Genomic DNA, 18,644 nt, shown 5'->3' with positions numbered 1-18,644 from the left:
ATTGTCACTTTGTCGATATAAGCTGGCATTTGTCGATTCTTGCACATTGCTACGATCGGTTCGACTTCCACGACCCGAAGAGCCCGTCGACATGACCTCCACCGACAAGCACAGCCTGGCAGCCGTCCTCGGCCTATTGGTGCTGTCCATCGCCCTGCGCCCTGCCATCGTATCCATCGGGCCGATCCTGCTGTTGATCCAGGACCAGTATGGGTTGAGCTTTACCCAAGCGGCACTGCTGACGTCGATCCCGGACGTGTGCATGGGTGTGCTCGCCCTGCTTGCGCCAGGCTTGAGCCGACGTTTTGGGTCGGACCGCTGCATGATTGCGGCATTGGTGCTGATCGGCGCCGCGTGCCTGTTGCGGGCGGTCTCGCCGAATGCCGCGCTGCTGCTGCTGAACACCTTTGTGATCAGTGTCGGCATCGCTATCGCCGGCGCGTTGATGGGGGGCTGGATCAAAACCCACTTTGCCCACCGCCCGGCGTTTTTCATGGGTATTTATGCCGCAGGCTTGAGTGTCGGGGCCACCCTTTCTGCACTGTTCACCGCGCCCATCACTGAACTTGCCCACAGCTGGCGGGTAGGCGCCGGAGTATGGAGCCTGTTGAGCGTCACGGCGGTGATCAGCTGGGTGTGGATGGCCCGGCGTTTCGCGGCCGGCGCGCCCCGGCTGGCCCCTGCACCGGCCCGGTCGATCCGGCTGCCGTGGCGCAACTCCCAGGCGTGGCTGGTGGCGCTGTACTTCGGTGCCAGCCAGTTTGTGGTCTATGCCCTGTTCGCCTGGCTGGCACCATCCTCCACGGAAACGGCCGTCACCCACCTGTCCGCCGGCACCTTGTTGGGGCTGTTCACCGCTGTATTCGCGGTTGCCAGCGTCGGCGCCGGCCTGATCCCCGGCAAGGCCCATGACCGTCGCGGCCTGCTGGCCGTCTGCACATTGATCGCGCTGTTGGGCACCGCAGGCATGGCGTTTGCGCCGACGGCGTGGCCAACCCTGTACGTGTTGCTGGTGGCGATCGGCCTGGGCATGGCGTTCACCGTGGGCATGACGCTGCCACTGGACAATGCCAGCAGCCCTGCACAAGCCGGTGCCTGGACGGTATTCATGCTGTTTATCGGCTATCTGGTGGCCGCCTTGGGCCCGCTGTGTTTCGGTGCATTGCGCGACCACAGCGGCAACTACAGCCTGGCCTACGCCATGCTGTTTGCCGTGCTGGTCTTCATGCTGTGCCTGACGCCGATGCTCAAACCGGCCCAGACCAATGCCCTCGCGCCACATGCGGCCGAGGCTGTACGGACTTGAACCAACGCTGGGTTCTCCTATCATGCTCAGACCGAAACAGCGTTCCAACCCCCATGAATACACCTTCCTCTTTTCGAGAGCACGATAACCGTGGAGTCCGCCCCTGACGACCTGCATGAGGCCGCGAGCCTGGACTTTGCCTTCGGCCCTTTTCGCGTGGTTCCGGGCAAACGCTTGCTCACCAAAGATGGCGCGGCATTGGATATCGGCGGTCGTGCCCTCGACCTGCTGATCGCCCTGCTCGAACGTCCAGGACGCGTGGTGTCCAAACGTGAACTGATCAGCCTGGTGTGGCCCGACATCATCGTCGAAGAAGGCAGCCTGCGTTTTCACATGACCGGGCTGCGCCGCATTCTCGGCGATGGCGAAAACGGTGCACGCTATATCAACACCCAAGTAGGCGTCGGCTACGCGTTCGTCGCGCCGATGGAGCGCACTGCCCGACCATTGCCTGCCGCGCACAGCCGCCCTCGAGTGGCCAATGGCGTCGGCCGCCTGCCGCCGCGCCCCAGCCTGATCGGGCGCCACGCCGATGTGGCGCTGGTGATGGAGCGGCTGCGACAGCCCAAGCTGTTCACCATCGTCGGCCCAGGCGGCGTGGGCAAGACCAGCCTGGCCGTGGAAACCGGCCACTGCCGCGCAGAGGAAGACGCGGTGCACTTCGTCGACCTGGCCCAGGTCGAGGATGCGGGCTTGGTGCCCATCGCCCTCGCCAGCGCACTGGGTATTGCGGTGCAGGCCGAAGAACCGATGCAGGTGTTGCTCGCCCACCTGCGGGCGCAACGGTTGCTGCTGATCATCGACAATTGCGAACACCTGATCGATGCGGTCTGCACCCTCGTTGAACAGATCCAGGATGCGGCCCCGGGCGTGGCCCTTCTCGCCACCAGTCGCGAACCGCTGCGGACGCGCGGCGAGCACGTGTATCGGCTCGACCCGCTTGCTTTTCCCAGCGAGTTGCAGGACTTGAGCGTCGAACAACTGCTGGGATTTCCTGCCGTGCAACTGTTTGTCGAGCGCGTGTACGCCAGCAATGCCGCACTGGCCCTGGCACCCGGCGATGCACGTCTGATTGCCGACATGTGCCAACGCCTGGAAGGCATGGCGCTGCCCATCGAATTGGCGGCGGTGCGTGTGGCGCTGCATGGCGTACACGCCACTCACGCCCTGCTCGGCGAGCGCTTCTCCCTGGGATGGGCCGGTCGCCGGACCGCACTGCCACGGCATCAGACGCTGCGCGCAATGCTGGACTGGAGTTACGACCTGCTCTCGGCCAATGAACGCCTGGTGTTCGAGCGGCTGGCGGCGTTTGTGGGCCCGTTTGCCCTGGAGGCGGCCTCGCACATTGCCGCCGACGACTGGATCGACCCCGTCAGCGTGGCCGCGACCCTGGATGAGCTGGCCGCCAAGGGCCTGGTCACCGTGAACCGCAGCAACGCCACGGCCTCTTACCGCTTGCTGGAAATGACCCGCGCCTATGCGCGGGAAAAACTCCAGGTGCGGGGCCCATCCGAGGTGCACGCCCTGGCCTTCAGGCATGCGGCGTACCATATGGAGCAGCTCAAGCACCTGGGCGACACCCCTCACGCCATCTTCGCCAGCGCCACGCGGCTGGGTTGCCAGTTGGGCAATATCCGCAGCGCGCTGGAGTGGAGCTTCGGCCCTCAGGGCGACCCCGGCCTGGCACTGCCGCTGGCGGCGGCGAGTGCGCAACTGTTCCTGCATTTTTCCCTGTTGGTGGAATGCCGCACCTGGTGCACCCGCGCCACCGAATTGCTGGAACTCGGCTACTTCGGCACGCCCACCGAAATGGAACTGCAGGCCGCCCTGGGCCTGGTGCTGATGTTCACCAAGGGCAACAGCGTCGCCGCAGAAAAAGCCCTGTTACGTGCCTTGGACATTGCCGTGACCCTTGGCGAGCACCGCTCGCAACTGCGCCTGCTGGGGCGTTTGCAGATTTTCTACGAACGCATTGGTGACTTTAAGGCGTCCCTGGCCTGGGCCGAACGCGCCGTGGAGATCGGCGCAGTGATCGGCAAGCCGGAAGCCATCGCGGTGGCCGCCTCCCTTGCGGGCATCTGTTATCACTTGCTGGGGGACCAGGCGTTGGCGCGCCACGCGTTGGAACACTCCCTGCGCAACAGCGTGCCGTCGCAGCGCAGCCTGACCATTCACTACGGTTTCGACCATCGCAACCGCACCGGCCTGGCCCTGGCGCGCACCCTGTGGCTGATGGGCTTTCCCGACCAGGCCAGACAAGGCGCCCGGCAGGTCGAAACCGAAGCCGCCGCGCTGGACCATGCAACCACCTACTGCATCGCGCTGGTGTGGACCCTGCAGATTTACATCTGGACCGGTGACCTGCACACCGCCGCCGAGCGCCTGCACACCTTCAAGTCCATTGCCGAGGCCAATGCCTTCGGCCCCTATATCGCCGCAGCCATGGGCTTTGGCGCGGCGATCGCGATCCGCGCAGGCCAGCCCGGCAATGCCGTCGCCGTCCTTGAGGAAACCCTGGCCCGCCTGCACGGCATGCGCTACGAATTGCTGACCACCTCCTTCGAGATCGCCCTGGCCGAGGGCTTGATGCTGGAGGGGCAATTTGAAAAGGCCCTGGCACAAGTGAAGGCGACCATCGAACACTGCCGACACAGCGGCGATGCCTTCCCCCTGCCGGAACTGCTGCGCCTCCAGGCCAGCATTCATAAGGCACAAGTGCCCGGCGACAACCAACGGCCTGAGACACTGCTGGAAGAATCCTTGAGCCTGAGTCAGCAGCAAGGCTCACGCAGCTGGGCGTTGCGCAGTGCCATCGATCTGGCCGCGCTGTGGCAGGCGCAAGGTCGCGGCAGTGAGTCCCAGTGTTTGCTGGGCCAACACCGCGAGCAGTTTTCGGAAGGCTTCGACACCCAGGACTTGCGCCTGCTACAGGCGCGCCTGGACGATGCTCAACACGCCTGAAGAAGCCTCAGGGCTTGGCCGAAGGGCGCAATGGGCGGAAGGCTTCACGCAGTTCCTCGCTGAACAGTTGCGGCTGTTCCCAGGCGGCAAAATGCCCGCCTTTGCTGACCTGGCTGTAGTAGGACAGCGAGGGATAAGCGCGTTGGGCCCAGGATTTCGGCGCCTGGTAGATCTCGCGGGGGAACACGGTAATGCCGACCGGAACCCTGATGGTCTCGGTCTTCTGCGCCGCAGCGCTGAAGTTATTGTTGTTGTTCTCCCAATAGAAACGCGAAGACGCCGCACCGCTGTTGGTCAGCCAATACAGGCTGATGTCATCGAGCATTTCATCGCGACTGAGCACACGCTCGGGCTTGCCATCACTGTCGGTCCAGGCGGCGAATTTTTCGTACATCCAGGCCGCCGTACCGGCCGGCGAGTCGGCCAGCAGGTAGCCGATGGTTTGCGGGCGAGTGACCATCATCGCGCCATACGCCGCATTGCGCCCAAAGAAAGTACTCAGCGCGTTGTAGGCTGTGCGCTCAGGTTCGGTGAGGGTGGCGGGCGCCGGTTCGCCACTGTTGATCGGCTTGACCAGTTCAGGCGGCACGGTGGCCGGCATATTCAGGTGAATGCCGAGCAAACCGGGGGGCGCCAGGCGGCCCAGCGCGTCGGAGATCACCGAGCCATGGTCGCCGCCCTGGGACACGTAATGCTGGTAGCCCAGGCGTTTCATCAGCACATCCCAGGCCTTGGCGACCCGCTCCGGGCCCCATCCCAGTTCGGTGGGTTTGCCGGAAAAACCGTGGCCGGGGATCGATGGGATCACCACGTCGAACGAATCTTCGATGCGGCCACCGTAGGCGACCGGGTCGGTCAGCGGGCCGATGGTCTTGAGGAATTCAAATTGAGAACCCGGCCACCCGTGGGTAAGAATCAATGGCAGCGCGTTGGGATTGCGCGAGCGCACATGAATGAATTGGATGTCGACCCCGTCAATGGTGGTGATGAACTCAGGCAGCGCATTGAGCTTGGCCTCGGCCTTGCGCCAGTCGTAACCACTGCCCCAGTACTTGACCAGTGCCTGCACCTGCGCCAACTGCACACCCTGGGAGGTGTCGTTGACGGTTTCCTTGTCGGGCCAGCGGGTGGCGGCGATACGTTTATGCAGGTCGGTCAGTTGTGCCTCTTCAACATGAATACGGTACGGACGGATGGCGTCGGACGCCGCCCACGCGGCCTGGCTACCGGCGAGCAGCGCCAGGCCGAGCAACGAGGCCCGGCAGCGCAGTCGCAGGTAAAGGGACGAAGCTGCAAGCATGATGAATCTCCTGTAGTGGCACCGCGCCCGGGTGGCCAGTGCAAGGCCGATCAGACCATCGAGGGCGACGTCAGACGATTGCACGTAAGTGTCGGTCGATACCTTGGTATGACTTGTCAGCGTGGCCGCCCGATGCTGCCATCCACCCCTGATAAAAACGGGATCCGCAACAGATGAGTGGTCAGTCAATCAGCGCAGCCACACAACGCATTTCGACGCGTGGGGCGGCATGGATCGTCGTGGGGTTGTGCATGCTGTTCAATGTGATCGATGGCCTGGACGCCATGGCCATGGCATTCACCGCCAGCCACGTGGCGGCGCAGTGGTCATTGAGCGCGGCGCAAATCGGCCTGCTGCTCAGCGCCAGCCTGGTGGGCATGGCCTGCGGCTCGTTGGGGGCTGCGCCGATGGCCAACCGGCATGGACGCCGCCGGGTGTTGCTGGCAAACCTGATGCTCAGCGGCGTGACCATGGTGCTGTGTTTCTGGAGCCAGGGTTATTGCACGTTGCTGTGCCTGCGTTTGCTCACGGGGATCGGCGTGGGCGCAGTGCTGGTCGGCGCCAATGTACTGACCCACGAATATGCCCCCCTTACCCATCGCAGCCTGGCGATTGCCCTGCAATCGGTGGCCTTTGCGCTGGGCGCCACCTTGGGTGGGGTGCTGGCCCATCTGCTGAATGACGGCCTCGGTTGGCGTTATGTGTTCCTGACAGGGGGCAGCCTGACGCTGTTGGTCGGCGTGGCCGGCGTGCTGTGGTTGCGCGAGTCTGCGTCGCAGGTAGCGCTGGCGGCCGAGCGGCCAGGCCAAGGTTATCGCGGCCTGTTCAGCCACGGACGCTGGGCATCGGCCTGCGCCTTGGCCTGCGTATGCTTTTTGCTGATGTTCGGGTTTTATTTTGTGATGAGCTGGACCCCCATGCTGCTGACCCACAGCGGTTTTTCCGCACGCCACGGCATCACCGGCGGCATGTTGCTCACGGTTGGCGGCATGTTCGGTGCGCTGCTGTTGGGCTTGGGTGCAAATCGCTGGGGCTGCAACCGGTTGCTGTGCATGTGCCTGCTGCTCAATGCCGTGCTGATGCTGCTGATGGTGACAGCCACGCGCGTACCGCTGCTGGCGATTGCCACGGGGTTCACGACCGGCCTGTTGCTCTATGCCGCCATTGCCGCGCTGTTTGTGCTCGCGCCCCAGGCGTTCGACAGCGCCGAACGTACGCGCGGCGTGGGCCTGGTGCTGGCCACGGGAAGGCTAGGGGCAATTGTGTCGCCCACGTTCGCCGGTGTACTGCTCGATGCCCAGTGGCGTCCCCAGGATCTGTTTACCTTCTATGCGGGCAGCCAATTGCTGGCTGCCCTGCTGATCTGGAGCCGCTGCCAGCCTAGGCGTGAGGCAGGATAATCAGCTTGCCGGTGCTGCGGCGTGACTCGATATCCCGATGAGCCTGGTGCGCCTGCGCCAACGAATAAAGCTGGCCGATGTTCACGTTGAGCCGCCCGGTGCGCACCCAGGTGAACAACTGCTGCGCACGCGCCAGCAAGGTCTCGCGGTTGCGCACATGGTGCATTACGACCGGGTAGGTCAGCTTGATACTACGCGGGATTGAAAAGATATCGATCGGCGCGATCGGGTCCATGAACGGGCCGAACAGGGCCAAGGTGCCGAAGTAATCCAGCAGATTGAGTGACTCGTTGAAACCTTCATTGCCGGTGCCGTCATACACCACATTTACCGCGTGCTTGCCCACCAGGCGCTCGACCTGGCCGGCGATATGCCCGGCGTGCCCGATCACCACGTAATCGGCTCCGGCCGCCAATACGCTGTCAACCTTGTCGGCATGGGAAACCCGGCCAATCGCCTGGCCGCCGAGCAGCTTGACCATCTGCGTCAGCATCAGCCCCACGCCCCCCGCCGCAGCGTGGATAAACGCCACGTCGCCCTTCTGGATCGCGTGCACGTCAAACACCAGGTTGCTCGCGGTAAGGCCTTGCATCATCAAGCCGGCGGCGGTTTCGAAGCCGATGTCATCGGGCAACGGCACCAATTGGCTGACCGGGGCGATGACCTGTTGCGCATAGCTGCCAGGCACGTAATACCAGGCCACCCGATCACCGGGTGTTACCTCAGTCACCTCCGGCCCGACGGCCAGCACCACGCCTGCGCCTTCTGCGCCCAGCGTCAGCGGCAACGGGCTGGCGGCGCCGAGTCCTCGGCGCGCGCCGGTATCCATGAAATTCACCCCGGCGGCCATGACCTGGACCAGTACCTGCCCAAGCCCTGGCCGGGCCAGTGAAACCTCTCGCACGGCCAAGACTTCGGGGCCGCCAAATGCGTTGATCATCACCGCTTTCATCGTGTTCACAGCCTTCAACATCCGTCAGCGTCGGATGACGCCAAACCTGCCGCCATGCTGTGCAGCACGTGTATCTGCGGCATGTCGGCAAAGCAGCAGGTTTGAATGGCTGTGTAACGTCAGTCACTCTGGATACAGTGGCTTACCTTCACACCAGGTTGAGTACCACATCGATGTTGCCACGCACCGCCTTGGAGTACGGGCATGTCTGGTGGGCACCTTCAATCAGCGCCAGCGCCACATTCCGCTCCAAGCCCGGCAGGCTGACGTTCAAGCGTGCCCGCAGGAAGTAAGCATCGCCCTCCATGCACAGGTCGACTTCAGCATCGATGGCCACATCCGCCGGCAGCTCGACCTTCAATTTGCGCGCTGCCAAACCCAGGGCGCCGTTGAAACAGGCCGACCAACCGGACGCAAACAGTTGCTCGGGATTGGTGCCGCTGCCTTTGGCGCCCGGTGGGGAATGGAGAATGTCCAGGCGCCCATCGTCGCTGCGCGAGGTGCCTCCATCGCGGGCACCGGTGGTGTGGACTTTGGCGGTGTAGAGTACTTGTTTGGCGGTCATGGCAGAGCTCCGGGAAATTGAGGAAAGCGCACTCGGGATGCGCGGCTCAATCAAAACAGAACCCGTGCCCGCCATCGATAACACGATGGTATCGTTTGCCTGCCCGCCGGCGTGGGCATGCGACACCTAAGTATGATGGGCGAACAACCGCCCACAGGGCATTCTCTGCGCACGGCGCCTGTCACTAGAGAACCGGTATGTCGAATGAATTCGAGCGCGTCGTCGATGCACTGCCTGGGGTGGCCTTCACCGCCCTGGCGGACGGCAGCGTCGACTACGTCAACCAAGGCTGGTGCGCCTATACCGGACACAGTGCCAGCGCAGCCATCGGCTGCGGCTGGCAGGCGGCCGTGCACCCGGACGACCTGCAGACCACGCTCAACGCCTGGCGCGAGGCGGTACGCAGTGGCGAGCCCTATCGCAAGGAACTGCGCCTGCGCCAGGCGGACGGTGCCTACCGCTGGTTCGTCAGTGACGGCAAGCCGATGCGCGACAGCCAGGGCCGGATCCTTCGCTGGTGGGTGATCAGCGTGGACATCAACGAGCAAAAGCGCGACAAAGCCTTGATCGCCCACGCACTGGCCGAAGTCAGCGCCTCGGAAGACCGCCTCAGCAACATCATCAACGCCATTCCAGGGTTTGTCTGGAGCGCGGCGCCCGACGGCAGTGTCGGCTTCGTCAACCAGCGCTGGTGCGACTACACCGGTATGAGCCTGGACGAAGCGCGTGGCGATGGCTGGGCGCGCTCGGTCCACCCCGACGACGCCGAGCAACTGGCACAGTATTGGGGTGCCCTGCTGCAGTCGGGCGAAGCCGGAGAGTACGAGGCGCGGTTGCGCCGCTTCGACGGCGACTACCGCTGGTTCCTGGTGCGCGCGGTACCGCAACGTGATGCGTGGGGCGTGGTGCTGCGCTGGTACGGCGAGAACACCGATATCGAAGACCGCAAGCGCGCCGAAATGCTTGCGGCGAGCATCGCCATTGAACGCCGGCTATCGGAAGAAACCCTGAGCAAGGTGCGCGCGGAGCTGGCGCACCTGGCACGTGTGGCGAGCCTGAGCACCGTCACCGCCTCGATTGCCCACGAAGTCAATCAGCCGCTGGCCGGCATCATCACCAATGCCAGCACCTGCCTGCGCATGTTGGGCGCCGACCCGCCGAATGTCACCGGTGCCCTGGAGACCGCGCGGCGTACCATTCGCGATGGCAACCGCGCCGCCGAGGTGATCAACCGCCTGCGTGCGCTGTTCTCGAAGAAATGCATCACCCTCGAGCCCGTCGATTTGAACGAGGCGGCACAGGAGGTCATCGCCATGCTGCTGGGCGAATTGCAGCGCAATGACGTGAAGCTGATCCCGGAATTTGCCGACGCGCTGCCCACCGTCAAGGCCGACCGCGTGCAACTGCAACAAGTGATCCTCAACTTGATCCTCAATGCCACCGAGGCGATGAACACCATGACGGGTCGTTCGCGGCACCTGCATGTCACCACCGGGCTGGATGAACAACAGAGCGTCTACCTTGCCGTAAAGGACAACGGCAATGGCTTCGACCCGCAGGATGCCGAACGCCTGTTCCAGGCGTTCTACACCACCAAGGCCACCGGCATGGGCATCGGGCTGTCCATCAGTCGCTCCATTATCGAGCGCCATGATGGCGTGTTGTGGGCCACCGCCCATGACGGCCCCGGAGCCACGTTCCAATTTGCCCTGCCGCGCATGACCAACCAGGACGCCGACTCGACCAAGGAGGGAATCTGATGGAACAGCCTGTTCTTATAGCGGTTGTCGATGATGACGAATCAGTGCGCGAATCCCTGCCGGACCTGCTCCGGGAGTTCGGTTTTGCGGTCGAAGCGTTTTCCTCGGCGCCAGCGTTCCTGGCATCGCCCCATGTGACGGGTACGCGCTGCCTGATCCTGGATGTGGCGATGCCAGGCATGTCCGGCCCGGAACTGCACGCCACCCTCCAACTGCGCGGCCACGGCATTCCGGTGATCTTTATCACTGCCCATGGCGATGCCGGCGACCGGCTGAAACTGATGCGCACCGGCGTGGTGGACTGCCTGATGAAGCCGTTCAGCGAAGCGCAATTGCTCAAAGCGCTGAGCGCGGCCTTTCCAGTCGACTGAACCGCTCCAGCAGGGAGCTATCTTGAAGGAGCTATCATGATGTACTCGACTCACCCCATCGCCCATGCACGCAGAGCCGCGCCGATGACCGACACCCAGCCGATCGTATTCGTTGTCGATGACGATGTTTCCGTGCGCGAATCCCTGGAGCTGTTGATCCGGTTCGCCCAGTGGCAGCCCCGGCTGTTCGAATCAGCCCAGGCGTTTCTGAGCCAGCCGCGTGCAGACGTGCCCACCTGCCTGGTGCTGGACATCAACCTGCCCGACCTCAACGGCCTGGACCTGCAAGCCGCCATCGCCAGCGAACGCCCGGACACGCCGATCATTTTCATCACCGGCTACGGCGATATCCCTCTCACCGTACGCGCCATGAAGGCGGGGGCGGTGGAGTTCCTGACCAAGCCGTTCAATGATGACGTGCTGTTGACCGCAATCGCCGGAGCCCTCGAAAAGAGCCGCACCCTGCTGGACCAACAGGATCAATTGCGCGTCCTGCGGGCGGCCTACGCCACCCTGACGCCAAGGGAGCAGGAAGTGATGACAAGGGTCGTCGCGGGGCATATGAACAAAGTCATTGCCTGCGACCTGGCGATCAGCGAGATCACGGTCAAGGCCCATCGGGGCAAGGCAATGCGCAAAATGAAGGCCCGCTCGTTGGCGGAGCTGGTCAAAATGGCGGCTTTGCTGGCAAAGCCGCTGCATTGAGTCACTGAGGGGCCTTGGCCTCGTTCAACAGCGTCTGGATCATCTGCTCCTGCGCCTCATAACGGCCTTCGCCAAAATGGGTGTAACGCACCTGCCCCTTGGCGTCGATCAGGTAATGGGCGGGCCAGTACTGGTTGTCGAAATTTCGCCAGATCGCATAGTTGTTGTCGATGGCCACCGGGTAGGTGATACCCAGCTTGCGCACCTGGTCCTTGACGTTGCCGATGATGCGCTCATAGCCGTATTCCGGGGTGTGCACGCCGATCACCACCAAGCCGTCCTTCTCGTATTTCTTCGCCCATTGCTTCACATACGGCAGGGTGTGCTGACAGTTGATGCAGTCGTAGGTCCAGAAATCCACCAGCACCACTTTACCTTTCAAGGATTCGCGGGTGAGTTCGGGTGAGTTAAGCCACTCGACCGCACCGGCCAGCGATGGCATGGCGCCCTTGGTATTGTCCTGGGCCGCGTCGGCCTTGACCTTGCTCACCACGTAATCCACCACTTTGGGCACGTTTTCCAGCAGGCCTTTTTCCAGGCTGCTGACCCCCTCGGACGATGTGCCGGCGAGCAGGGTCTTGTCCGCTCCGGTGGAAATCACCACCGCCGCCGCCAGTACCGCCACCCCTGCCCCACGGCGCAGCCAACCGGTCACCGGAATGGACGCCTTGAGTCGATTGACCAGGCCACGCCCGGCAAAAATCAGCGCGCCCAGGGACAAGGCGCTGCCCAGGCCGTAGGCCACCAGCAACAGGCTGGTCTGCGCATTGGCGCCTTGCAGCATCGCACTGGTCAGGATCACCCCCAGGATCGGCCCGGCGCAGGGCGCCCACAACAGGCCTGTGGCGACGCCGATCATCACCGACTTCAGCGGACCGGACAGCGTGCGGCTGTCAGGATCGATACGGTTGCCCAACAACACGAAGGGGCGCGCCAGCCAGCCGCCGACCCGCGCCGAGATCAGCGACAGCGCAAACAGCCCCATCACGATCAGCGCCACATGGCGGCCGGTGTTATTGGCCTGTATCACCCACTCCGTGCTGACCACGGCCAGGCTGGAGATCAGCGCGAAGGTCAGGACCATGCCGCCGAGGGTCAGCAGGATCGAACGGCGGGTGCGGTCGACGCCGGCGAACAGAAACGGCACCACCGGCAGGATACAAGGGCTGAGGACGGTCAGGATGCCGCCCAGGAATGCGATGAGTAGCATGAGGTTCACCTTATCGAGTGGGGAGACGGCTTCACGCCGTCTGGTGGTCCAGCGCCTGGCCGAGCGGTGTGCGGCGGCTGCCGTCCTCCACCAGCAGGTCATGGCCGGCGGCGTGTTGCACCGGGGTCAGCTGGAAGCAGGTGCTGGCGGCGCAGCTGTTTTTCTCCACGGCGGCGTTGGCGTGCACGGCAGTGCCGGCAAGGGCAAAGGCGGTGGCGGTCAAAAAGCGGGTCAGCGGGTTCATGGCGGTCTTCCTGTGGCAAACAATGGGAGGGGTAAGCGGGACTCAGTTATCGCCAACGCAACCGTCGCCAAACTTGAGGTAATCCAGCACCTGGGTCTTGTCGTGGGAGTCCAGGTAGGTCATGCGCGCATTCACCACGCCGCAGGCGGGCTTGGAGTCCTGGCTCATCGACACCACTTGCTTGATGTCCAGGTGCGTGCCGTAGTTGTAGGTCTGAGCGGTAACGGCGGCTTCGGCGCGGGCCGACAAGGTGCAGATGTTCAGGGCGGCAAACAGGCAGGCGGCGTAGATGGCTTTGGTGTTCATGGTGGTTGACTCCAGGTTCTCAGGGTTGGAGGCGGTGTGCCTCGTTGGAATCAATTAAAAGCCCCTGAGGTATCGCGCCTGTGTCGGAAAACCGCGCGGATAAATCGATACGTATCCACAGCCCCTGCCGATACACAGCGATACAAAAAGCCCAAAGGACGACCTGGATCAATAAACCGCCCTCGCCGCTCGGCTACCTTCGCGACCTTTTGCGACCCGTGCCCATGCCTCCCATCCTCGCTCCCGAACTGCTCGCCCCCGCCGGCACCCTGAAAAACATGCGCTACGCCTTTGCCTACGGCGCCGATGCGGTCTACGCCGGCCAGCCGCGCTACAGCTTGCGGGTGCGCAATAACGAGTTCGACCACGCCAACCTGGCCTTCGGCATCCAGGAAGCGCATGCCCTGGGCAAGCGTTTCTACGTGGTGGTGAACATCGCGCCGCACAACGCCAAGTTGAAGACCTTCCTCAAGGACCTGGCGCCGGTGATCGCCATGGGTCCGGACGCGCTGATCATGTCCGACCCTGGGCTGATCATGTTGGTGCGCAGGCACTTTCCACAGATGCCGATCCATTTGTCGGTGCAAGCCAATACGGTGAACTGGGCCAGCGTGGAGTTCTGGCAGCAGCAAGGCATCAGCCGGGTGATCCTGTCACGGGAATTGTCGCTGGAAGAGATCGACGAGATCCGCCAGCAGGTGCCGGCCATGGAGCTGGAAGTGTTTGTGCACGGTGCCTTGTGCATGGCCTATTCCGGGCGTTGCCTGCTCTCGGGCTACATGAACAAGCGCGACGCCAACCAGGGCACCTGCACCAATGCCTGTCGCTGGAAGTACCAGGCTACCCCGGCGGTGGAAAACGCCACGGGGGATATCGTCCAGCAATGCCAGCCCACACTGGGCATTGGCGCGCCCACCGATCAGGTGTTCCTGCTCCAGGAAGCCAACCGCCCCGATGAACAGATGCCCGCCTTCGAGGACGAACACGGCACCTACATCATGAACGCCAAGGACCTGCGCGCCGTGCAGCATGTGGAGCGCCTGACCCGGATGGGCGTGCACTCACTGAAGATCGAAGGCCGCACCAAGTCGCACTTCTACTGCGCGCGCACCACCCAGGTGTATCGCCAGGCCATCGATGATGCAGTGGCCGGTCGCACCTTCGACCGCACCCTGATGACCAACCTCGAATCCCTGGCCCAGCGCGGCTACACCGAAGGTTTCCTGCGCCGTCATGTGCACGATGAATACCAGAACTACCAGAACGGCAGCTCGGTGTCGGAACGCCAGCAGTTCGTCGGCGAACTGACTGGTGAGCGCCGGGGCGAGCTGGCCGAGGTCAAGGTGAAGAACCGCTTCGCTGTGGGCGATCACCTGGAATTGATGACCCCCGCTGGCAACTTCCACTTCGACCTGGCCACCTTGAACAACGCCAAAGGCGACGCCATCGACGTCGCGCCGGGGGACGGGTACACCGTCTACCTGCGACTCCCCGCCGAGCTGGACCTGCGCTTTGGCCTGCTGATGCGCGACCTCTGATAGAGCGCCGGGCAAATTAATCCCGGCCTCCACCCTTTCTCCACACAGCCTCCCGCAAACGTCCATGCGCATTGCGCACACTCAACCCTTCCCAGCCTTGAACAGCAACGGCACCAGAAGGAGTTGATATGTCTTTCAATATTGGTCTTAGCGGTCTCCACGCCGCCAACAAGCAGATGGACGTGACGGGCAATAATATCGCCAACGTCGCGACCACCGGTTTCAAGGCATCCCGGGCAGAGTTCGCGGACATCTATGCCGCCACGAAACTGGGCACCGGCCAGAACAGCATCGGCAACGGTGTGAACCTGGCAGCGGTGTCCCAACGGTTCACCCAGGGTGACGTCAATACCACCGGCGGCACCTTGGACATGGGCATCCAGGGTGGTGGTTTCTTCGTACAGAAGACCCACGACGGCTCGCTGGAGTACACCCGCAGCGGCGCTTTCCGTGCCGACAAGGACGGCTACATCACCAACAATACCGGCACCTCGCGCCTGCAGGGCTACGCAGCGGATGCCAACGGCAAGATCGCCAAGGGCGGCCTGGTCGACCTGCAATTGAACCTGGCCAGCCTGCCGCCCAAGGCCTCCACCAAAGTCGACTCGACCAGCAACCTGAATTCATCGTTGCCGGCGATCGACCAGGCCGCCAAGCCGTTCAACCCGAACGACACCAGCACCTTCAGCACCCAGTACAGCACCACGTTGTATGACTCCCAGGGCAACGCGCACCCGATGGTGCAATACCTGGTGAAAACCGACGGCAACAAGTGGAATGCCTACACCCTCATCGACGGGCGCAACCCGAACGGCTCTGCGCCCACCGGCACACCTTCCACCCCGCCCGTGCCGTCGACATTGACCTTCGACGGTGCCGGCAAACTCACCAGCGTCGTGACCGCCGGCGTGTCCGACAAGACCCTGACCGTTACCGGCTGGGTCCCCGGCACGGTAACCAACGGCGTGTGGAAGGCAAACGGTGCAGACACCCACCCGGCGGGTATCGCCGTCAACATGGCCAACATCACCCAATACAACTCGGCCACTTACCGCAATCCACCGATCACCGATGGCTACGCTACCGGCCAGATCACCGGCCTGAAAATCGACGGCAGCGGTGTTCTGTTCGCCACCTTCAGCAACCAGCAAAGCAAGGCCATCGGCCAGATTTCCCTCGCCAGCTTCAACAACGAACAGGGCCTGCAACCGGCTGGCGGAACCGCCTGGAGAGAGACGTTCGCATCGGGTCAACCGGGTTACGACACTCCGCAAGCCGGCACTCTGGGCTCAATCAAGGCCAACGCGCTGGAGAACTCCAACGTCAACCTGACCAACGAGCTGGTCGAGCTGATCAAGGCCCAGAGCAACTACCAGGCGAACGCTAAAACCATCTCGACCGAAAGCACGATCATGAAGACGTTGATCCAGATGACGTGACACCGCTAACGCGTCGCTGCGCAGAACCGGTAGATCGCCGCGCAAGCCTGGCGCAACGAATCCTCATCCAGGGCATAGGCGATACGCAGGTACGGCGCCAGGCCGAAGGCGCTGCCGTGCACCACGGCCACGTTGGCTTCGTTGAGCAAGGCGTGGGCGACATCCTCGTCAGTCTCCAGCAAGGTGCCGGCGGCCGAGGTGCGCCCCAACAGTCCGGCGCAAGAGGCAAAGACGTAGAACGCGCCGCTTGGGCGGATGCATTCCAATCCAGGCGTGGCGTTGAGCAGGGACACGACCAAGTCGCGGCGCGTCTCGAAGACCGCCCTTGATTGGTGGATAAAGTCCTGTGGCCCGTTCAAGGCAGCAATGGCGGCATGCTGGGAAATCGCGCTGGCCCCCGAGGTCTGCTGGCCCTGGAGTTTCTCCATGGCCTCCAGCAGCCAGCGCGGGCCGGTGGCAAAGCCGATGCGCCAGCCGGTCATGGCGTAGGCCTTGGAGACGCCGTTCATGGTCAGCACCCGAGTTACCAGACGCGGCTCTACCTGGGCCAAGGTGTGGAAGGCCTGGTCGTCGAACAGCAGATGCTCGTAGATATCATCCGCCAGCACCAGCACATGGGGATGCTTGAGCAACACGTCGGCCAGCGCCTGCAATTGCGGGCGACTGTAGACGGCGCCCGTCGGGTTGGACGGTGAGTTGAGGATCAGCCAGCGGGTGCTGGGGGTGATCGCCTGGTCGAGCGCGGCCGGGGTCAGCTTGAAGCCGTCCTCGGCGCTGCACGGCACAATCTTCGACGTGCCGCCACACAGCTCGACCATTTCCGGGTAACTGACCCAGTACGGCGCGGGCACGATCACTTCGTCGCCGTCGTTGAGGGTGGCGGCGAGTGCGTTGTAGATCACATGCTTGCCGCCGTTGCTGACAAGGGTGTCTTTCCAGGTCACGTCCAGGCCGTTTTCGCGACGGAATTTCTCCGCCACCGCTTCGCGCAGAGCCCGCACGCCAGCGACCTGGGTGTAGCGCGTATGGCCGTTGCGGATCGCTTCGATGCCGGCCTGGCGAATGTGCTCCGGCGTGTCGAAATCCGGCTCTCCAGCGCACAACGAAATGATGGTTGCGCCTTCGGCCCGGCGCGCGGCGACGCGGTCGATGATGCGGTAGGTGGCGGACGGTTGCGCCTGGGCCAGGCGCTTGTTCAGGGTATTCATGATCCCTTCCTCTGTAAGGTGTGATAACCCAGAGATTCACGGGCCTGCTTCAACGTCTTGCCTGCCTCGATCTGTGCGCGGATCTGCGACTCCACCGCTTCGATCTGCCGTGCGACCTGCGCCACTTCAGCGGCGCGAGCGCGGGGCACCACCAGCACGCCGTTGGCGTCGGCCACCACGATGTCCCGGGCACACACGCGGGTTTCGCTGATCGCCACCGGCTGGTTCACCGACAGCACTTCGACGCGGTCCTTGCCGGTGCGCATGTAGCGGCCTCGGCTGAACATCGGGTAGCCATCACCCAGGGCTTTGCTGACGTCGCGGCACACGCCGTCGATCACCGTGGCGGCAATCCCGCGCGCGCCGGCGTACTGGGTCATGATGTCGCCCCACACCGTGCAGTCGGTGCGCCCGGCGTTGGCGATGACCACCACATCCCCTGGCAGCACGTCTTCGATGAAGTCGCCCACCGAGCCCGGTGGCGTGTTGGCCGGCACGTATTGCACGGTAAACGCCGGACCGACCACAGTGCCACGGTAGTTATCCAGCGGCGCGATGCCCAGGCATTGGCCGGGGATGCCCAGCTTGTCCATGGCGTCCGAGACGCCAGGGGTGTCCAGCCCTTCGAACAGGGCAACCAAGTGTTGATCGTTCATCGGGCAGACTCCACGCGGATGGCTTCGAATTGGCTGTCGTGCATCACGTCGGCGACCGAGCGGCCACTGCGCACCGCGTCGACCATGCCCGCTTCACGGGCGGCGATGCGCTCGCCCAGGTCGAGCACCTGCTCGATCACCGCAGCCGGGATGAACACCGTGCCGCAGCGGTCGGCGATCACGAAGTCATCTTCCGAGACGTCAACACCGCCGACGTTGAGGGTGACGCCGGAGTCCACCTGCACCACGCGATTACGCGCGCTGATCATGGTCACGCCACGGCCATACACCGGATAACCAATGGACGCGCTGCCGTCGATGTCACGGCTGAAACCGTCGATCACCGAACCTCGGATGTGCTTGGCGACGGCGGCGTTGGCAATGATGTCACCCCAGCAGGAAATGCCATCGATCCCGCCCGCAATCACCAGCACGCGGTCATGCGTGGTAATGGCGTCGATCACCGGGGAGATCAGGTGCGCGGTGGGCGCGTCATCGGTCTTGGGGGCCAGTTTGACCGTGCTGGCCCGGCCGACCACTTTGGGACAGTCCCACAGCGGCCGAATGCCGACCACCGCGCCCGTCAGTTGCAGGAAATCCAGTGCGTCGGAAACCGTATTGGTATCGAGTTCAGCCAGGCGCTGAAGCGGGTCGACAAGTGACATGAGATGAGCCCCTGTTGTGGTTGGGGCTCAAGTCTCACTGAGGGGCGGTGATCGGTAT

17 protein-coding genes are annotated in these 18,644 nt (G+C 63.5%); 8 read left to right on the top strand and 9 right to left on the bottom strand.

Annotation, left to right across the window (positions count from 1 at the left end):
- Positions 1–91: 91 nt before the first annotated feature.
- Together CI807_RS17285 and CI807_RS17280 are read left to right on the top strand one after the other, a co-directional pair.
- Complete coding sequence (locus CI807_RS17285) at positions 92–1,306, top strand: CynX/NimT family MFS transporter (RefSeq protein ID WP_095015488.1); 1,215 nt, start codon at positions 92–94, stop codon at positions 1,304–1,306.
- Positions 1,307–1,396: 90 nt separating this feature from the next.
- Entirely contained in the window at positions 1,397–4,267 is a 2,871-nt protein-coding gene (locus CI807_RS17280) for a winged helix-turn-helix domain-containing protein (protein WP_095015487.1), read from the top strand.
- Between the two features lie 7 nt (positions 4,268–4,274).
- On the opposite strand, the gene CI807_RS17275 is transcribed toward CI807_RS17280, so the two are convergent.
- A complete protein-coding gene (locus tag CI807_RS17275) occupies positions 4,275–5,567 on the bottom strand; it encodes an epoxide hydrolase family protein (protein WP_095015486.1) in 1,293 nt (430 codons plus the stop codon).
- Between the two features lie 173 nt (positions 5,568–5,740).
- Here CI807_RS17275 and CI807_RS17270 point away from each other — a divergent pair, with 173 nt between their 5' ends.
- Positions 5,741–6,967, top strand: coding sequence for an MFS transporter (locus CI807_RS17270; RefSeq protein ID WP_095015485.1), 1,227 nt, complete (start codon positions 5,741–5,743; stop codon positions 6,965–6,967).
- On the opposite strand, the gene CI807_RS17265 is transcribed toward CI807_RS17270, so the two are convergent.
- Positions 6,948–7,919 (bottom strand): quinone oxidoreductase, encoded by a 972-nt coding sequence (locus CI807_RS17265; RefSeq protein WP_177409634.1) that lies wholly within the window; start codon positions 7,917–7,919, stop codon positions 6,948–6,950. The genes CI807_RS17270 and CI807_RS17265 overlap by 20 nt on opposite strands.
- Before the next feature lie 148 nt (positions 7,920–8,067).
- A complete protein-coding gene (locus tag CI807_RS17260) occupies positions 8,068–8,484 on the bottom strand; it encodes an organic hydroperoxide resistance protein (protein WP_095015484.1) in 417 nt (138 codons plus the stop codon).
- 197 nt (positions 8,485–8,681) lie between these two features.
- Between CI807_RS17260 and CI807_RS17255 the strand changes: the two genes are divergently transcribed.
- From CI807_RS17255 to CI807_RS17245, 3 genes are read left to right on the top strand one after another with little or no spacing between them, the layout of a single operon-like run.
- Positions 8,682–10,244 carry a PAS domain-containing sensor histidine kinase gene (locus tag CI807_RS17255; protein WP_095015483.1) on the top strand — a complete coding sequence of 521 codons (1,563 nt, stop codon included), beginning with the start codon at positions 8,682–8,684 and terminating at the stop codon, positions 10,242–10,244.
- A complete protein-coding gene (locus tag CI807_RS17250; RefSeq protein ID WP_095015482.1) occupies positions 10,244–10,615 on the top strand; it encodes a response regulator transcription factor in 372 nt (123 codons plus the stop codon). Before CI807_RS17255 ends, CI807_RS17250 begins: the two co-directional genes overlap by 1 nt.
- A gap of 39 nt (positions 10,616–10,654) precedes the next feature.
- The gene (locus tag CI807_RS17245) at positions 10,655–11,320 is read left to right on the top strand and encodes a response regulator transcription factor (RefSeq protein ID WP_095015481.1); all 666 of its coding nucleotides are present in this window, start codon (positions 10,655–10,657) and stop codon (positions 11,318–11,320) included.
- A gap of 1 nt (position 11,321) precedes the next feature.
- On the opposite strand, the gene CI807_RS17240 is transcribed toward CI807_RS17245, so the two are convergent.
- The 3 genes from CI807_RS17240 to CI807_RS17230 are packed head-to-tail and all read right to left on the bottom strand — an operon-like array spanning position 11,322 to position 13,080.
- On the bottom strand, positions 11,322–12,530 hold the full coding sequence (locus tag CI807_RS17240; protein WP_095015480.1) for a cytochrome c biogenesis protein DipZ: 1,209 nt from the start codon (positions 12,528–12,530) through the stop codon (positions 11,322–11,324).
- A gap of 31 nt (positions 12,531–12,561) precedes the next feature.
- Positions 12,562–12,774 (bottom strand): hypothetical protein, encoded by a 213-nt coding sequence (locus CI807_RS17235; RefSeq protein ID WP_095015479.1) that lies wholly within the window; start codon positions 12,772–12,774, stop codon positions 12,562–12,564.
- Between the two features lie 42 nt (positions 12,775–12,816).
- On the bottom strand, positions 12,817–13,080 hold the full coding sequence (locus CI807_RS17230) for a DUF2790 domain-containing protein (RefSeq protein WP_095015478.1): 264 nt from the start codon (positions 13,078–13,080) through the stop codon (positions 12,817–12,819).
- Positions 13,081–13,304: 224 nt separating this feature from the next.
- Here CI807_RS17230 and yegQ point away from each other — a divergent pair, with 224 nt between their 5' ends.
- Both yegQ and flgE read left to right on the top strand, forming a co-directional pair.
- The gene (yegQ, locus tag CI807_RS17225) at positions 13,305–14,618 is read left to right on the top strand and encodes a tRNA 5-hydroxyuridine modification protein YegQ (RefSeq protein WP_095015477.1); all 1,314 of its coding nucleotides are present in this window, start codon (positions 13,305–13,307) and stop codon (positions 14,616–14,618) included.
- Between the two features lie 128 nt (positions 14,619–14,746).
- Positions 14,747–16,057, top strand: coding sequence for a flagellar hook protein FlgE (flgE, locus tag CI807_RS17220; RefSeq protein ID WP_095015476.1), 1,311 nt, complete (start codon positions 14,747–14,749; stop codon positions 16,055–16,057).
- A 5-nt stretch (positions 16,058–16,062) separates the two neighbouring features.
- Here the strand turns inward: flgE and CI807_RS17215 are convergent, their stop codons facing one another.
- Genes CI807_RS17215 through CI807_RS17205 form a run of 3 tightly spaced genes read right to left on the bottom strand, consistent with a single transcriptional unit; the run spans position 16,063 to position 18,586 of the window.
- Entirely contained in the window at positions 16,063–17,265 is a 1,203-nt protein-coding gene (locus tag CI807_RS17215; protein WP_095015475.1) for a pyridoxal phosphate-dependent aminotransferase, read from the bottom strand.
- Positions 17,262–17,921, bottom strand: coding sequence for an RraA family protein (locus tag CI807_RS17210; RefSeq protein ID WP_095015474.1), 660 nt, complete (start codon positions 17,919–17,921; stop codon positions 17,262–17,264). Before CI807_RS17210 ends, CI807_RS17215 begins: the two co-directional genes overlap by 4 nt.
- Positions 17,918–18,586: an RraA family protein gene (locus CI807_RS17205; protein ID WP_095015473.1), complete on the bottom strand. Its 669-nt coding sequence runs from the start codon at positions 18,584–18,586 to the stop codon at positions 17,918–17,920. Before CI807_RS17205 ends, CI807_RS17210 begins: the two co-directional genes overlap by 4 nt.
- Between the last annotated feature and the right edge of the window lie 58 nt (positions 18,587–18,644).

It is taken from the genome of Pseudomonas sp. NS1(2017) (assembly GCF_002269425.1).
GTDB lineage: Bacteria > Pseudomonadota > Gammaproteobacteria > Pseudomonadales > Pseudomonadaceae > Aquipseudomonas > Aquipseudomonas reactans.
Note: the sequence above shows the minus strand (reverse complement) of the source record. Positions and strands in the feature narration are given on the sequence as shown.